The following is a 16,152-nucleotide window of genomic DNA, read 5'->3' on the forward strand; positions in this document are numbered from 1 at the left end:
CGACGGCAGATCAGGCCCGGGCGAGCGCTTCGTGAGGGCGGCTCGCCTCGGCGGCCGGGGCCTGGGCGGCCCAGCGGCGGGCGAGCACGGCACAGACCATCAGCTGCAGCTGGTGGAAGAGCATCAGCGGCAGCACCATCAGCCCGGCCGCCGCGCCGGGGAAGAGGACGGCGGCCATCGGGACGCCGCTGGCCAGGCTCTTCTTGGAGCCGCAGAAGACGATCGCGATCAGATCGCCGCGGTCGAAGCCGAGCCGGCGCCCGCCCAGCAGGGTGGCGGTCAGGACCAGCGCCAGCAACACGGACTCGGTCACCAGCAGGGCGGCCAGCCGGGGGAGCGAGAGGGTGCTCCACATCCCGCCGACCACGGCGGCGCTGAAGGCGCTGTAGACGACCAGCAGGATCGAGCCGCGGTCCACCAGGGCGAGGACGGCGCGGTGGCGGGCCGTCCAGGCGGCGATCCAGCGGCGCAGCGCCTGGCCGGCGGCGAAGGGCAGGAGGAGTTGCTCGGCGATCTCCAGCACGCTGCCCGCCGAGAAGCCGCCCTTGGTGTGCAGCAGCACGGCGGCGAGCAGCGGGGTCAGCAGGATGCCGAAGAGGCTGGAGAAGGTCGCGCTGCAGACCGCGGCGGCGGTGTTGCCGCGGGCGATCGAGGTGAAGGCGATCGAGGACTGCACGGTGGAGGGCAGCAGGGTCAGGAACAGCAGGCCCTGGTAGAGCTGCGGCGTCAGGACGCTCGGCACCAGCAGGTGGGCGGCGGTCCCGAGCAGGGGGAAGAGGATGAAGGTCACCGCGAGCACGGTGCCGTGCAGTCGCCACTGCTTGAGCCCGTTCCAGGCCTCACGGGCGGAGAGCCGGGCGCCGTAGAGGAAGAACAGCACGGCGACCCCGCCGGTGGCGGCGTCCGAGACGACCGGGGCGGCGGCGCCGCGGGCGGGGAGCAGGGCGGCGAGCGCCACGGTGCCGAGCAGGGAGGCGATGAACGGGTCGACCCGGAGGCGGCCGAGGCGCCACAGCAGCGGCCGGGTGCGAAGGCGGCCTATGCGGCTTGTTCGGCGGGTGTGGAGTGGGGCTGGGGCGTTCGGGCCGGGCATGGTTCTCCGCGCTGGTGGGTCGGCTGGGACGGGTCTCAGCCTGCCGCGCGTTCGGGTGATGGTGAATCCCGCTGGCCGCACTCACTGTCATCATGATTCGTGATATCAGCGGATAGAATGGCCGGATGTTCGATCCGGTGCAGTTGAGGTCCTTCCTCGCGGTGGCCCAGACCGGCGGCTTCACCCGCGCCGCCCAACGGCTGGGACTGCGGCAGTCGACGGTCAGCCAGCACGTGCGGCGGCTGGAGGAGGCCGCCGGACGGCGGTTCTTCCTGCGCGACACCCACTCCGTGCAGCTCACTGGCGAAGGCGAGGAGATGCTCGGCTTCGCCCGGGCGATCCTGGAGGCGCACGAGCAGGCCCTCGACCACTTCGCGCGGACGCAGGTGCGCGGGCGGGTGCGGTTCGGCGCCTCGGAGGACTTCGTCCACACCGAACTGCCGCAGATCCTGCGGGGCTTCCGGCGGCGCAACCCCCAGGTCGACCTCGAACTCACCGTCGGGCTCAGCGCCGTGCTCTACGAGCAGCTGGCCGACGGGCGGCTCGACCTGGTGCTCGGCAAGCGCCCGCCGGGCGGCGACTCCCAGGGCCAACTGGTCTGGCAGGACCGGCTGGTGTGGGCCGCGGCGGAGGACTTCCGGCTGGACCACCCGGCGGAGCCGCTGCCGCTCATCGTCTTCCCGCCGCCCAGCATCACCCGGGCGCGCGCCCTGGCGGCCTGCGAACGCGACGGCCGGCCCTGGCGGATCGCCTGCACCAGCACCAGCCTCTCCGGGGTCCGGGCCGCCGCGCTGGCCGGCCTCGGCGTGCTGCCGCACGCCCGGAGCCTGATCCCGTCGGGCCTGCGGCCGCTGCCCGACCAGCCGGGCCTGCCGGACCTGGGCACCACCGACTTCGCCCTCACCACCGGGCGCACCACCGCCCGCGGCCCGGCCCGGGTGCTCGCCCAGGCCGTACTCGCGGACGCCTTCCGGCTGCAACGCACCCCGGAGCGGGCGGGGCCCTGACCGCATCCCGTCGAGAGGGTCAGCCGCGCAGGCTCCACTGCTGGTTGCCCGCGCCCGAGCAGGCCCAGAGCTGGAGCTTCGTCCCGTTCGCCGTCCCTGTGCCGACGGCGTCCAGGCACAGGCCCGACTGCACTCCGGTGATGCTGCCGTCGGAGTTGACGTTCCACTGCTGGTCGGCCTGCCCGGTGCAGTCCTGGATCGCCGCCGCGGCGCCGTTGCCGGTTCCCGAGGCGTCCAGGCACTTGGTGCCGTAGACCGTGAGCTGCTTGCTCGCGGTGGGGGTCCACCGCTGGTTGGCGCCGCCGTTGCAGTCCCACAGTTGGGCCTGGGTGCCGTTGGCCGTGGTGGAGGCGTTGATGTCCACGCAACGGCCCGACGCCCGGCCCACGATCTCCTGGCTGCCGCCGGTGGGCGGGGGAGTGGTGGCGGAGCCGAACTGGCTGAAGAACTTCCACACCTCGCCCGACGTCCAGGTGTGCCAGCCGTCGCAGGTGCACCCGTCGATCGGGCCGGGGTCGTGGCCCGCTCCGTCGAACGCGGCCCAGACGACCGGGTACCCGGGCTTGCACCCGGAGTAGGCGGTGACGGTGTGGGTCAGGCTGCCGTACGCCGGCTCGGGCGGGTTCTGCGGGGTGCAGCCGTTGTTCCGGACGAACTGGTCGCGCAGGGCCCGTCCCGAGTCGATGCCCAGGACGTTGTCCCGGAGGCCGTGGAGCCCCATGTAGGCGATCGGTCGGGAGCCGCCGTCGCAGCCGCTGAGGTTCGCCCCCGAGTAGACCGCGACCGCGCGGAAGACCGTCGGGCGGGCGCAGGCGAGCGCGTAGGACATCGAGCCGCCGTAGCTGAAACCGGCGGCGAACAGCTGGGTCTGGTCGATGCACAGGCCCGCTTCGAGCTGCCGGGTCAGGTCGTCGACGAAGGTGAGGTCCTGGCCGCCGGGGTTGGCCCAGCCGTTGCCGTTGCCCTGGGGCGCGACGAAGACGGTGCCGTTGCTCGCGGGTTCCGCGTTGTCCGCCAGGCGGCGGAGGCCGTAGTAGGACCAGTTGTACCCGTCGGTGCCGCCCGAGTCGACGTCCTCGGCGGTGCCGCCCCGCCAGTGGAATCCGAAGACCAGCCGGTAGGGGTGGTTCCGGTCGTAGCCGGCCGGGAGCCTCAGGATGTAGCTGCGGTTCTGGCCGCCGCTGGAGATCGTGTGGCTGCCGCTCGCCAGCGCCGGGGCGTTGCCGCAGCCACCGGTACCCGCGGCAGCCCTGGCCGGGGCGGCGGCCGCGCGGGAGGCGGTGCCCGGCGCCAGGCCGAGCACGGCCAGGACGAGGGCCATGGCGGCCACCAGGGGTGCGAACAAGGATCTGCGTTTCATGCTGCTCTCCCTTGTGCTGTGGTTCGCGGCGGGGCCTACTGGCCGAGGGCCCACTGCTGGTTGGTGCCGCCGTTGCAGGACCAGAGTTGGACCGGGGCGCCGTCGGCGGTGGACCCTCCGGTCACGTCCAGGCACAGGCCGGACTGGACGCTCGTGACCGTGCCGTCGGAGTTGACGTTCCACTGCTGGTTGTCCTGGCCGTTGCACGACCAGACGATCGCCTTGGTGCCGTTGGCGGTGCCCCGGTGGTCGGCGTCCAGGCACAGGCTGCTGCCGCCGACCGTGAGCGTCAGCTCGTTCGCCGGGCTGTGCGTCCAGGTCTGGTTGGCCTGGCCGCTGCAGCTGTAGACCTGCTGTTGGGTGCCGGGGGTGGCGGTGGAGTTCGGGTCGTCCAGGCACTTGCCCGCACCTGTCGCGCGCAGCGCACCGGTGCCGCCGCTGGGGGCGGTGCTGCCGCCGTCCAGCCCCATGAAGTGGATGGCGGTGGCGGCCATCTGCGTACCCTGGATCGGCAGTTGGTGCCCGGCCCCGGCGATGCTGTAGGTCTCGACCTGGGTGGTGCCGGAGCGGTCGGCGTACCGGGCCCGGTTCCAGTCGGCGGCAGGCGTGTCACTCGACGACGGGTTCTGGCCCACTCCGAGGACGTTCGTCCACTGCTTGGTCTCCTCGCCGAGGTCGCGGTGGTTCAGGATGGGGTCGGCGGTGCCGTGCCACAGCTGCACCCGGGGACGCGGTCCGGTGTAGCCGGGATCGGCACCGCGCACCAGGTCGCCCCACTGCTGCGGGGACATCGAGACCTGGCCGCCCGCGCAGGGACCGTTCCAGCCGCGCACGCTGCCCGTGTAGAAGCAGTGGTAGGGCACGCCCATGAAGGCCGAGCCCGCCTTGAACACGTCCGGGTAGTCCGCGAGCATGACGTTGGTCATCATGCCGCCCGAGGACTCGCCGGTGACGTACACGGCGTTGCGGTTCCCGCCGTAGTGCTGCTCGGTGTAGGTGATCATCGACATCAGCCCGACCGGGTCGCTGCCGCCGCCCCGCCTCAGCGCCTGGTCGGAGGAGACGTCCCAGCAGCTGCCGCCGGGGTTGGTCGAGGGGTAGACGACGATGAATCCGTACCGGTCGGCCAGCGCTCCGAAGTCGGTGCTGGAGTACAGGTAGGGCCCGGAGCCCTGGCAGCCGTGCAGCGCCAGCAGGACGGGCGGGTTGGCCTTGACGCCGTTCGGTACGTACACGTACATCTGCAGGCCGGTCGGGTTGTCGCCGAAGTCGGTGATCCGGGTCAACGAGGCGGCGCCGGCCTGGGGTGCGACGGACAGGCTCACGCCGAACGCGGCGACGATCGCCAGGAGTACGGCGAGCAGGCGGGACTTCAGGTACCGGGATCGTGGCATGGGCCTCTTCCTCTGCGGGCTGGTGACGGCGGTCGCGGTGGGGTGGGTGCCCCGGTTGCGGGCAAGGGTCCGCCGCAGGGATGTGAGCGCTCACATCCCTGCGAATGTGAGCGCTCACATTCGCGATGCTTTTGCGACTGTTCCGGCTCTTGTTTCGGCCGTGTTGCGGACTGATGACGGTGCATCAGTGGCCGAGACCTGTCAAGGAATGGTTGGGTTCCCTCCTGTCTTCCTGGTGATACGGCCGATCGGTTCGATCCCGAGGGTGAAAGTTTCACCGTGAAGGCGACGTGGCTCCAGCGGTGAGAACCCGTCCTCATGGAGAGGTGAACCCCTTGTCCCACAGTCCTTCAGGCGCCGGCCGACCGGTCAGCCGGTGGCGAACCGCCCTCGCCGGGCTGCTCGCCCTGGTGGGCGCCGTCTCCGTGGTCCTGCTGCCCGTCGCCCAGGCGCAGGCGCAGGCGCAGGCGCAGGGTCAGGCCCAGGCGGCCGGGGCCTCGGCCCCGGTGGCGTTCACCCCGGGCGGCACCCGCACCGATCAGAACGGCAACCCGCTCCAGCTGCACGGGCTGGGCATCGAAAAGGTGGGGAGCACCTGGTACGGCTTCGGCGAGGACAAGACCGGCCAGACGTCGGCCAACACCTCGTTCCAGGACATCCCCTGCTACACCTCCGACGACCTGGGCAGCTGGACCTACCGGGGCGTGGCCCTGGCCAAGCAGAGCAGCGGCGACCTGGGACCGAACCGGGTCGTCGAGCGGCCGAAGGTCATCTACAACGCTTCGACCGGCCTGTACGTGATGTACGTGCACATCGACAGCGCCGACTACTCCGAGGCCAAGGCCGGGGTGGCCACCAGCAGCACCCCCTGCGGCCCGTACGTCTACCGGGGCAGCTTCCGGCCGCTCGGCAACGTCAGCCGTGACCTGGGACTGTTCCAGGAACCCGACGGCACCGGCTACCTGCTGACCGAGGACCGCAACAACGGCGGTCTGCGGATCGACAGGCTCTCCGCCGACTACCTCTCGGTGGACAGTTCGGTCGCGCTGCTGGGCGGCGGCAGCATCGAGTCCCCGGCCATGGTGAAGGTCGGCGGCCTCTACTACCTGATGGGGTCCCACCTGTCGGGCTGGTACCTCAACGACAACGTCTACGCCACCGCGACGTCCCCGAGCGGACCGTGGTCCCCGTGGCGGGACGTGGCCGCCCCGGGCACCAACACCTACGCCAGCCAGACGGCCAACATCATCACCGTCCAGGGCAGTTCGGGCACCACGTACCTCTACGCGGGGGACCGCTGGAACGTCGACGACCTGGGCGGCTCCAAGCTGATCTGGCTCCCGCTGACCGTCCGGGGGACGACGCTGAACCTCGGCCAGTACCCCAGTTGGTCCCTGGACACCGCCGCGGGCACCTGGTCGGCCGGCGGCGGGATCCCCTCCGACGGCACCTACACCCTCACCAATGCGGCGAGTTCGATGCTGCTGGACGTGTCCGGCGCCTCCGCCGACGACGGCGGCGCAGCCATCCAGTGGCCCTCGACCGGCGGTGCCAACCAGAAGTGGCGGCTCGCCAGGGTGGCGGACAACGTCTACACCCTGACCAGCGTCAACAGCGGGCTGTGCCTGGACGTCCCCGGCTACTCGACCGCCACCGGCACGCCGTTGCAGCAGTGGACCTGCAACGGCGGCGCCAACCAGCAGTGGGCGCTGGACCTCACCGGCAGCCTCACCGGCAGCAAGTACGTGCTGGTCAACGTGGCCAGTGGCCTGACCCTGGGCACCGGCGGCTCGACGACGAAGGGAGCGGCGGCGGACCAGGAGACCGGCGGCAGTTCGAGCGCCGGCAGCGAGAGCTGGACCCTGTCCTGACCGGCTGAACGTCCGACCGGCTGAGCCGCTGGCCGACTGACGGCAACGCGCCGACTGCCACCCCCTTCGGTGGGTGGCAGTCGGCGCGGTCCGTTCGGCCGGACGCGCCGGAATCCGGTCAGACGCACCAGAAGAGGAACCGATTGCAGGCCGGCGTCGCCGTCGCCGTGGGGGTGGTCGGGCTCGGCGAGTGCCGGGTGGGCGGCGCGGCGGTGGGCGTCGTGGGCGGGGGCGTGGACGCCTCGGTCGGCGCGGCCTGGCGGGACGGGGTGGCGGTCGTCCTCGACGGGGTGGGCCGGGCGCTGGTGGCCGACGGCTGTGCCGTGGGGCTCGCCGTGCTCGGCGCGGCCGTCGCCGTCATGGGAACGCTCACATGCCCCGGGGTGGACGGCCCGGCCGCCGACGTGGACGCCGGCGCAGCGTCCGGCGTGGGCGGGACCGTCGCACCATCGCTCTGGCCGAGGGCCACCACCGCGGTGACCAGTCCGCCCGCCGCCACGCCGAGCACGGCCAGGGTCAGCCGGGCGCCGCGCCGCCGGGACGACCGCCGCCCGGACGACCGCCGCCGGGCCCTCCGCGAGGATGCGGGAGGTGCCGTGGGCGGCTCCACGGCCGGGCGGTCGGGCTCGTGCTGGGGGAGCGCCGCTGCCGGCCGCCCGCAGCCGGGGCAGGAGAGCGCGCCGTTGAGATGCCGTTGGCAGAGCGTGCAGTAACTCATTCGATCTTCCGTGGGTCCCCGCATGTCGCGGCGGGTGATCTGCGGATCCTATGCAGATCCGCTCCGCTTGCGACACGGCCCGGTGCGAGGCTTCTGCGGAGATCGCGTGTGGTTCGCGCGCGCAGGGGCGGCGTGCCCCCCCACCGAAGCCGTGCACGCCGGTGGCTCAGTCGGCCGCGACCGCGGCCACGGCGACGGGTGCGCCCAGCTCCGGGAGGTCGACCGCGGTGTCGCGTCCGCCCTGCTCCGTGGGAGCCGGAACCGGGGCCGGCACCGGCCGCCCGGCCAGTGCGGCCTTGGCACGGCCGAGGTCCAGCAGCCCCTCCCAGCGGGCCACGACGAAGGTCGCGACGCAGTTGCCGAGCAGGTTGGTGACCACGCGCATGGTGTCCATCAGGCGGTCCGCCGCGAGCAGCAGCGCCACCGCGCCCGGAGGGAAGGCGTGTACGGCGGCGACGGTCGCCGACAGGGCCAGGAACGCGGAGCCGGGGACACCGGCCATGCCCTTGCTGGTGAGCATGAGCATCAGCACGATCGTGACCTGCTGGCCCGCGGACAGGTGCACGTCGAGCGCCTGCGCCATGAACAGGGTGGCCACGGAGAGGTAGATCGACGCCCCGTCGAGGTTGAAGGAGTAGCCGGTCGGCAGCACCAGCCCGGTCGGCGCCTTGCCGGCGCCCGCGTCGCGCAGCTTCTGCATCATCCTCGGCAGCACGACCTCGCTGGACGCCGTCGCCACCGCAAGCGAGAACTCGGACCGGGTGTAGACCAGGAAGCGCCACAGGCTGAGGCCGGTGAACACCTTGAGCAGCACGGCCAGGCCCACCACGAACAGCAGCGCGGCCCCGTAGCAGCAGGCGATCAGCGCGCCGTACGAGGAGAGCGCCGACATCCCGTACTGGCCGATCAGGTAGGCGGCGGAGCCGAAGGCGGCGAGGGGCGCGAGCTTCATCACGTACCCGACGACCCGGAAGACCACCTGGCCGGCCTGGTCGACCAGTTCCAGGACCAGCGGGGTGCGGGTGTGGCCCAGGTGTCCGATCGCCGTCCCGCAGAGCACGGCCAGCACCAGCACCTGCAGCAGCTGGTTGTTGGCGAAGGCGCCGACCGCGCTGGTCGGGACCAGGCTCAGCAGGAAGCCCTCGACTCCCGGGAGTTGAGCGCCCGCGGTCTTCTGGTCCACGGCCGCGGCATCGAGCTTGGGGTGCCCGCCGGCGAAGCCGTGCCCGGGTTCGACGAGGTTGCCGGCGGCCAGGCCGACCAGCAGGGCGATCGTGCTGACGACCTCGAACCAGATCAGTGCTTTGACGCCGATCCGGCCGACGGCCTTGATGTCGCCCGCCTTGGCGATCCCCAGCACCACGACGCAGAAGACCAGCGGCGAGATGACGGCCCTGATCGCGTTGAGGAAGCCGTCACCGATCAGCTTGAGGTCGTGGGCGCTGCCCGGCCAGAGGTTCCCCACCGCGATCCCGAGCCCGATGGCCGCGATGACCTGGGCGAACGGTGACAGTAGCACGGTCGCGGCCCGGTTTCGGGCAGGCGCGGTTGCTTCGGTCATGCGAATCCCCTTCCCGGGAATGATCAGGCTGCGCCGGTCGCGAGGTAGCTGCGCCAGTCGCCGTGATGGGTGATGTCCGTTCCGGTGGACGCGGTGTGCGGGTCGCACTGGAAGCCCAACACCCAGCTGCCGTCGGCGAGTTCGATCAGCCCCAGGGACATGGGAGCGGGCAGGGCGGCCAGGAAGCGGCCGAGGGCGGCGGGTGAGAGGGTCCAGCGCTCCCCGGCGATCGGGCCTCCGGCGCCCGGGCCGACCCGGACCAGGCCGGGCTTCGGTGGGACGGTGGTCAGCGCGGTGAGCCGGTAGGCGGCGGTAGTGGTGACCTCGCCCGCGTAGCGCGCGCCGGTGTCGGTGAGCTGCGGGTTGAGGGGCTGGCCGCGCAGGTGGGCGCCGAAGACGGCGAGGTCGATCCCGGTGCCGGGCAGGGGAGTCGGGGCCTGTTCGCCGGTGAGTCGGGCGGCGATGTCGAGGGCGGGCTGGTCCTCGAAGGCACGGGTGATGACGCTGACGCCGAAGGGGCTGCCGTCGGCCTCGCCGGCCGGGACGGCGACCGCGGCGAGGTCGAGGAGGTTGACGAAGTTGGTGTAGGTGCCCAGGCGGGAGTTGACGGTGACGGGGTCGGCCTGGACGGCGGCGATGTCGGGGTGTTCGGTGGTGGTCGGCAGGAGCAGCGCGTCGTAGCCGGACAGCAGGCGCTGGGCGATTCCCTTGAACCCGTCGAGGCGTTCCTGGTCGGTGGCCAGGGCGTGGGCGGGCAGTTCGGCGGCGGCGAGGATGATCCCGGCCACCGTGGGGTCGGCGGCCGACGGGTCACGGGCGATGAACTCGCCCACCGCGGCGTAGCGTTCGGCGACGAGCGCGCCGTCGTAGAGGAGCCTCGCCGCCTGCAACAGGGGTGAGACGTCGATGACGGTGGCCTCGGCGCCGGTGGCCTCCAGGTGCTTGACGGCCGTGTGGAACGCGGCCCGTGCCTCCGGGGAGAGCGGCGCGAGGTCCGCGTCCCCGGGGATCGCGACGCGCGGGTGCTCCGGGGCCGACAGGCGGACGTCGTCCGGCCAGCTGCGGCTGAGCGGGTCGCCCTCGTCGGGGCCGAGCATGACGGCCAGGGCCCGCTGGGCCTCGGTGAGGGTGCGGGCGAAGACGGTGACGGCGTCGTAGGAACGGGCGGCGGGGACGACTCCGGTGGTGGGGACGAGCCCGAGGGTCGGCTTGATGCCGACGATGCCGTTGAGGGCGGCGGGGACGCGGCCGGAGCCGGCGGTGTCGGTGCCGAGGGCGACGTCGGCGATGCCCAGGGCGACGGCGACCGCCGATCCGGAGCTGGAGCCGCCGGAGATCTTCTCGGGGCGCAGCGCGTTGCGGACGGGGCCGTAGGGGCTCCGGGTGCCGACCAGGCCGGTGGCGAACTGGTCCAGGTTCGTCTTGCCGAGGACGAGTGCGCCCGCGTCCACCAGCCGCTGTACGGCGGGTGCCGAACTGCCCGGCGTGTAGGCGTATTCGGGGCAGCCGGCGGTGGTGGGCAGGCCGGCCACGTCGATGTTGTCCTTGACGGCCACCAGTGTTCCGGCCAAGGGCAGTTCGGCCCCGGCGGCGATGCGCCGGTCCAGCTCGCGGGCCTGCAGCAGGACGTTGGTCTCCGGGCGCAGGGTGATCCAGACCTCGGGCCGGTCGGCTTCGGCGATGCGCCGGTAGGCGTCGGTGACGCGCTCGGCGCAGCTGACGGTCGGGGCCTGGGTCATGCGGACACCTCTTCTTCGACGGTCTCGACTACGTTCTCAACTACGTTCTCAACGACGGTTTCCCTGACGACGGCCAGCGGGGCGCCCGCGTCGATCTGCTGGCCGGGGGTGACGAGGACGTCGGTGACGACGCCGCCGGCCGACGCCCGGACCACCACCTCCATCTTCATGGCTTCCAGCACGAGCAGCGGCTGGCCGGGTTCGACCCGCGCCCCCGGCTGCGCCTCGATCTTCCACACGGTCGAACTGAGCGGTGCCTCGACCAGGGTGCTGCCCGGCTCGACGGTCAGGGCGGCGGCGTCCTGGACGACCGCGTCGGGCGCCTCGCGCGGCGCGAACTCGCCCGCCTTCTCCCACGCCTGGCGCTCCGCCTCGAAGGCGGCCGCCTGGCGGCTGCGAAAGGCCTCGATGCTGTCGGCGTTCTCGCGCAGGAACCGCTCGTGCTCGCCGAGCGAGAAGGTGCCGGGACGGATGTCCAGCGCGCTGCGTCCGGCGGCCAGGTCGGCGCGGACGTCGAGGAGTTCCTCCGGGCTGACCGGGTGCCAGACGATGCGGTCGAAGAAGCGCAGCAGCCAGGGCTCGCCGTCCGCGAAGGAGCGCGGTGGGCGCAGCCCGCCCCAGACCGGGACGGTGCGGCCGATGAGCTGGTAGCCGCCGGGGCTCTCCATGCCGTAGACGCACAGGTAGGCGCCGCCGATGCCGACCCCGCCCTCGGCGGTCCAGGTGCGGGCCGGGTTGTACTTGGTGGTGACCAGCCGGTGGCGCGGGTCGAGCGGGGTGGCGGCGGGGGCGCCGAGGTAGACGTCGCCCAGACCGAGGACGAGGTACTGGGCGGCGAACACTGCCTCCCGTACCTCCTCGACGCTGTCCAGGCCGTTGATGCGGCGGATGAACTCCAGGTTCGACGGGTTCCAGGGCGCGTCGTCGCGGACCGAGGCCGTGTAGCGGGCGATGGCCTCCTGGACGGTGGGGTCGTCCCAGGAGAGCGGGAGGTGGACCTCCCGGCTGGGGACGGTGAGGTCGGCGGTCGCGGGGAGCTGGTCCTCCGCCTCCTGGAGCAGGCCGAGGAGGGTGCGCAGCGGGAGCGCGTCGGGATCGGTGTGCAGGTGCAGGGAGCGCACGCCCGGGGTGATGTCGATGAGCCCCGACGGGCGCAGTGCGCGCAGGTGCTGGGCGAGGGCGTGGACGCGCATCCGCAGCGCCAGGTCGAGCGTCATCGGACCGTACTCGACCAGGAGGTTGTCCTCGGCGCCGCGCCGGTACGTCACCTCGGGGGTGGTGTCGGTGCCCGGGCGGCGGGCGAGGACGCCGTCGTCGCCGTCCGGGCCGGCGTCCGTCGGGAGGGTGAGCAGGGCGGGGGTGCGGCGCAGGGCGTCGGCGGTCGCCTCGCTGACGGGGACGAAGCGCACGGTGTCGCCGGGACGCAGCTGTCCGGTCTTCCAGCGGTCGGCGCGGACGATGGTGACGGGGCAGGCGAAGCCGCCGAGGCTGGGGCCGTCGGGGCCGAGGATGGCGGGCGTGTCGCCGGTGAAGTTGACCGCGCCGACGGAGTACGCGGTGTCGTGGACGTTGGAGGGGTGCAGCCCGGCCTCACCGCCGTCCGGCCGGGCCCATTCGGGGCGCGGTCCGATGAGCCGTACGCCGGTGCGGGCGGACTGGGCGGAGACCTTCCAGTCCGTCCCGTAGACGGTGCGCAGGCCCTCGCGGGTGAGGAAGTCCGGTGCGGGGTGCGGGCCTTCGCTGACGGCGATCCGCCAGTGGGTGGCGAAGTGCGGGCGGTCCGCCGCCGGCACCGCCGAGGGGGCCGGGGCGTCGGGGGCGGGCGTGGCCGGGCGCAGGACGTCACCGGCGCGCAGCGCCCGTCCGGCGTGCCCGCCGAAGGCGCCGAGGGTGAAGGTGGCGGCGCTGCCGAGGTAGTCGGGCGTGTCCAGGCCGCCGCGGACGAGGACGTAGGTCCGCATGCCGGGGCCCTTCGGGGTGCCCACGTCCAGCACCTGACCTGCCGTCAGTTCCATTGGCCGCCACTGCTCGACGGGCTGTCCGTCGACCCGGACCTCGGCCGGTGCGCCGGTCACGCAGACGACCTGCGGGTGGGAGAAGCGCAGGGCCGCTCCCTCCAGCGTGCACTCCAGGCCCGGCGCGCCCTCGGGGTTGCCGACGGCGGTGTTCCCGAGGCGGAAGGAGAGGTCGTCCATCGGACCGCCGGGCGGGATGCCGACCTCCCAGTAGCCGGTGCGCCCGGGCCAGTCCTGCACGGTGGTCTGCGCGCCGCCGCGCACGACGTCGATGCGCGGACGGGGATCGGTGATGCCCGCGAGCGTGGCGGTGGTGTGCGCGGCGGCCCGCACCTCGGGCGCCTGGCAGGCCGCGCGGAGCAGGCCGAGGTTGGTCTCCACGCCGTCGATCCTGGTGTCGGCCAGGGCCTGGGCGAGGCGGTCCAGGGCCTCGGCGCGGTCGTCGCCGGTCGCGATGATCTTGGCGATCATGGGGTCGTAAGCCGTGGATATCAGCTGCCCGGTCTCCACCCAGCCGTCCACGCGGACGCCCTCGGGGAAGCTGACCCGGGTCAGCAGGCCGGAGCTGGGCCGGTGGTCGAGGGCGGGGTCCTCGGCGTAGATCCGGGCCTCCACCGCGTGGCCGCGCGGGACCGGTTCGTGGAGAAAACCGCTCTCGCCGCGGGCCAGGCGCAGCATCCAGGCGACGAGGTCCACGCCATGGGTCTCCTCGGTGACCGGGTGCTCGACCTGGAGGCGGGTGTTGACCTCCAGGAAGTACGCCTCCTGTCGCGCGGAGTCGTAGACGAACTCCACGGTACCGGCCGAGCGGTAGTCGACCGACGCGCACAACTCCCGTGCCGTCGTGTGGAGTTGAGATCTGACCTGGGAGGGGAGGTGCGGTGCCGGGGCCTCCTCCAGGACCTTCTGGTTGCGGCGCTGGAGCGAGCAGTCGCGGTCGCCGAGCACGGCGATCCCGCCGGCGCCGTCGCCGAAGACCTGCACCTCGACATGGCGGGCGCCGTCGACGTACCGCTCCAGGAACACCCCGCCGTCCCCGAAGCTGCCCCGGGCCAGGCGGGTGACCTGGGTGAACGCCTCCCGCAGCTCCTGCGGTCCGGCACAGGCCCGCATGCCGATGCCGCCCCCGCCGCCGGTGGCCTTGAGCATCACCGGGTAGCCGATCGCCTCCGCCGTGCTCAGCGCCTCCGCCTCGTCGGCGAGCAGCCCGCTGCCGGGCAGCAGGGGCACCCCGGCGGCGAGCGCGGCGGCCCGGGCGGTGTGCTTGGCGCCGAAGACCTCCAGCTGGGCCGGGGTGGGGCCGATGAACACCAGGCCGGCCGCCTCCACCGCGGCGGCGAAGGAGGCGTTCTCGGACAGGAAGCCGTAGCCGGGGTGGATCGCCCCCGCGCCGGTGGCGAGGGCGGCTTCCAGGACCAGGTCGGCGCGCAGGTAGCTCTCGGCGGCGGGGGCCGGGCCGAGCCGTACGGCCTGGTCGGCCATCCGGACGTGCGGGGCGGTGCTGTCGGCGTCGGAGTACACCGCCACCGTGCGCAGTCCGAGGGCGTGGGCGCTGCGCAGGATGCGGCAGGCGATCTCGCCGCGGTTGGCGACGAGCAGGGTGTCGAACACGGGGCGGCTCCTCGGGAGCGGGCGGTGAGGCGGCGGTTGAGGTGCCGCCGGTGTATCTGGGTCAGACGGCGAGCGGCTGCGCGGGCCGTGTCGGCTCTGCGGGCAGCACGTGGTCGCCGACCTTGTCGGTGCTCAGGCACAGCGAGCAGACGATCGCCTCATGGGTGGCACAGGCGGTCAGGTCGGGGCGCTCGTAGGGCTGGTGGCAGACGTGGCAGTCGAGGGTGACCGCGCTGGGATTGCCCGCGGTGTCGAGCAGGGGCTCGTCGATGCCGTCGCCGGAGCGGCGCAGGTAGTACCTGCCCTTGGTGACGACCGCCATCAGCGGGGTGAGGACGAAGGCGATGACGGCGGCGGCCACCGGCGAGTACGGCTGGAGGGTGTCGCCGAGGGCGTGGAAGTACATCGCGATCGACAGGCCCGAGGCGGCGACGAAGGCCATCACGCCGACCGGGTTGACGGCGTGCAGCATCCCGCGGCGGAACTCGGGCTGCAGCGGGGAGAGCTTCAGCAGGTACTTGTTGACGCCGATGTCGGTGGCGACGGTGACCACCCAGGCGATCGCGCAGTTCGAGTAGAAGCCCAGGATGCTGTTGAGGAAGCTGAACATGTCGGCCTCCATCAGGGCGAGCGCGAAGCCGAGGTTGACCAGGACGAAGACCATCCGGCCGGGGTAATGCCGGGTGACCCGGGTGAAGGAGTTCGTCCAGGCCAGCGAGCCGGAGTAGGCGTTGGTGACGTTGATCTTGATCTGACTGATCACGACGAGGGCCACGGCGAGCGGGACGACTAGCCAGGACGGCATCATCGCGTCGAAGGCGCCCTTGAACTGCTGGATCGGCTCCGGGGCGGCGGCCGCGCCGACCTCGGTGAGGATGTGGACCGCGAGGAAGACGCCGATGGCCTGCTTCAGGGCGCCGAGGACCACCCAGCCGGGGCCGGCCATGATCACGGCGGTCCACCAACTGCGCTTGTTGGCCTCGGTCTTGGGCGGCATGAAGCGCAGGTAGTCGATCTGCTCGCCGATCTGCGCGATCAGGGACAGGCAGACTCCGGCGCCGAGGAGCACCGAGGCCGTGTTGACGCCACCACCGCCGTCGGTGCCGGTGTAGGAGAGGAAGCGGTCGACGGTGCCGGGGTCCTCGGCGATCAGGTAGACCAGCGGGGCGACCATCAGCACCAGCCAGACCGGTGTCGTCCACACCTGGAGCTTGCTCAGCGCCTTCATACCGTAGATCACCAGCGGGATCACCATCAGCGTGGAGACCGCGTAGCCGAGCGGCAGGGGCAGTCCGAGGCCGAGCTTGAGGCCCTGGGCCATGATCGAGCCCTCGAGGGCGAAGAAGATGAAGGTGAAGCTGGCGAAGATGACGCTGGTCAGCACCGAGCCGTAGTAGCCGAAGCCGGAGCCGCGGGTGATCAGGTCGAGGTCGATGTTGTACCGGGCGCCGTAGTAGGCGAGCGGGAAGCCGGTGACGAAGATGACCACCGCCGCCACGGCGATCGCCACCAGCGCGTTGCCGGTGCCGTGGGCCAGGCCGATGCCGGCTCCGATGGAGAAGTCGGCCATGTAGGCGATGCCGCCGAGCGCGGTGGTCGCCACGACCATCGGGGTCCAGCGGCGGTAACTGCGGGGCGCGAAGCGGAGGGTGTAGTCCTCCAGGGTCTCCTTCGTCGCCTGGCTCTTCGCGGCGTCGGGTGGTGTGGTCGTCGTCAGACGTGACTCGGCGGTGCTCATGGTCAGCCCTTCCGGGGGTGCGGCGGTGCTGGGTGTGGGGTGGTG

At 72.5% G+C, this 16,152-nt stretch carries 10 protein-coding genes; 3 read left to right on the forward strand and 7 right to left on the reverse strand.

Features of this window, described 5'->3' with window-relative positions:
- Positions 1 to 10: 10 nt before the first annotated feature.
- Positions 11 to 1,093: a bile acid:sodium symporter family protein gene (locus ACFVXG_RS26475; protein WP_387930914.1), complete on the reverse strand. Its 1,083-nt coding sequence runs from the start codon at positions 1,091 to 1,093 to the stop codon at positions 11 to 13.
- Between the two features lie 125 nt (positions 1,094 to 1,218).
- Here ACFVXG_RS26475 and ACFVXG_RS26480 point away from each other — a divergent pair, with 125 nt between their 5' ends.
- Positions 1,219 to 2,100, forward strand: coding sequence for a LysR substrate-binding domain-containing protein (locus tag ACFVXG_RS26480; RefSeq protein ID WP_387930915.1), 882 nt, complete (start codon positions 1,219 to 1,221; stop codon positions 2,098 to 2,100).
- A 19-nt stretch (positions 2,101 to 2,119) separates the two neighbouring features.
- Here the strand turns inward: ACFVXG_RS26480 and ACFVXG_RS26485 are convergent, their stop codons facing one another.
- Positions 2,120 to 3,460 carry a ricin-type beta-trefoil lectin domain protein gene (locus tag ACFVXG_RS26485; RefSeq protein ID WP_387930916.1) on the reverse strand — a complete coding sequence of 447 codons (1,341 nt, stop codon included), beginning with the start codon at positions 3,458 to 3,460 and terminating at the stop codon, positions 2,120 to 2,122.
- Positions 3,461 to 3,495: 35 nt separating this feature from the next.
- Positions 3,496 to 4,854 (reverse strand): PHB depolymerase family esterase, encoded by a 1,359-nt coding sequence (locus ACFVXG_RS26490; RefSeq protein WP_387930917.1) that lies wholly within the window; start codon positions 4,852 to 4,854, stop codon positions 3,496 to 3,498.
- 335 nt (positions 4,855 to 5,189) lie between these two features.
- Between ACFVXG_RS26490 and ACFVXG_RS26495 the strand changes: the two genes are divergently transcribed.
- Complete coding sequence (locus ACFVXG_RS26495; RefSeq protein WP_387930918.1) at positions 5,190 to 6,725, forward strand: RICIN domain-containing protein; 1,536 nt, start codon at positions 5,190 to 5,192, stop codon at positions 6,723 to 6,725.
- Between the two features lie 143 nt (positions 6,726 to 6,868).
- On the forward strand, positions 6,869 to 7,438 hold the full coding sequence (locus tag ACFVXG_RS26500) for a hypothetical protein (RefSeq protein ID WP_387930919.1): 570 nt from the start codon (positions 6,869 to 6,871) through the stop codon (positions 7,436 to 7,438).
- 171 nt (positions 7,439 to 7,609) lie between these two features.
- Here the strand turns inward: ACFVXG_RS26500 and ACFVXG_RS26505 are convergent, their stop codons facing one another.
- The 4 genes from ACFVXG_RS26505 to ACFVXG_RS26520 all read right to left on the reverse strand — a co-directional run bounded on the left by ACFVXG_RS26505 (position 7,610) and on the right by ACFVXG_RS26520 (position 16,107).
- Positions 7,610 to 9,004, reverse strand: a complete 1,395-nt coding sequence (locus ACFVXG_RS26505) for a cation:dicarboxylate symporter family transporter (protein ID WP_387930920.1) — start codon at positions 9,002 to 9,004, stop codon at positions 7,610 to 7,612.
- Positions 9,005 to 9,027: 23 nt separating this feature from the next.
- Positions 9,028 to 10,743 carry an allophanate hydrolase gene (gene atzF / locus ACFVXG_RS26510; RefSeq protein ID WP_387930921.1) on the reverse strand — a complete coding sequence of 572 codons (1,716 nt, stop codon included), beginning with the start codon at positions 10,741 to 10,743 and terminating at the stop codon, positions 9,028 to 9,030.
- Complete coding sequence (gene uca, locus ACFVXG_RS26515; RefSeq protein ID WP_387930922.1) at positions 10,740 to 14,369, reverse strand: urea carboxylase; 3,630 nt, start codon at positions 14,367 to 14,369, stop codon at positions 10,740 to 10,742. The genes atzF and uca overlap by 4 nt, the downstream gene beginning before the upstream one ends.
- Before the next feature lie 61 nt (positions 14,370 to 14,430).
- Positions 14,431 to 16,107 carry an allantoin permease gene (locus ACFVXG_RS26520; protein WP_387930923.1) on the reverse strand — a complete coding sequence of 559 codons (1,677 nt, stop codon included), beginning with the start codon at positions 16,105 to 16,107 and terminating at the stop codon, positions 14,431 to 14,433.
- Positions 16,108 to 16,152 lie beyond the last annotated feature (45 nt).

Source organism: Kitasatospora sp. NPDC058162, from assembly GCF_042884005.1.
Classification (GTDB): domain Bacteria; phylum Actinomycetota; class Actinomycetes; order Streptomycetales; family Streptomycetaceae; genus Kitasatospora.

What these genes read in the sequence shown, in the direction of transcription:
- ACFVXG_RS26475 (WP_387930914.1), bottom strand. Translation starts at nt 1,093, where the DNA reads ATGCCCGGCCCGAACGCCCCAGCCCCACTCCACACCCGCCGAACAAGC.
- ACFVXG_RS26485 (WP_387930916.1), bottom strand. Translation starts at nt 3,460, where the DNA reads ATGAAACGCAGATCCTTGTTCGCACCCCTGGTGGCCGCCATGGCCCTC.
- ACFVXG_RS26490 (WP_387930917.1), bottom strand. Translation starts at nt 4,854, where the DNA reads ATGCCACGATCCCGGTACCTGAAGTCCCGCCTGCTCGCCGTACTCCTG.
- atzF (WP_387930921.1), bottom strand. Translation starts at nt 10,743, where the DNA reads ATGACCCAGGCCCCGACCGTCAGCTGCGCCGAGCGCGTCACCGACGCC.
- ACFVXG_RS26505 (WP_387930920.1), bottom strand. Translation starts at nt 9,004, where the DNA reads ATGACCGAAGCAACCGCGCCTGCCCGAAACCGGGCCGCGACCGTGCTA.
- ACFVXG_RS26520 (WP_387930923.1), bottom strand. Translation starts at nt 16,107, where the DNA reads ATGAGCACCGCCGAGTCACGTCTGACGACGACCACACCACCCGACGCC.
- ACFVXG_RS26480 (WP_387930915.1), top strand. Translation starts at nt 1,219, where the DNA reads ATGTTCGATCCGGTGCAGTTGAGGTCCTTCCTCGCGGTGGCCCAGACC.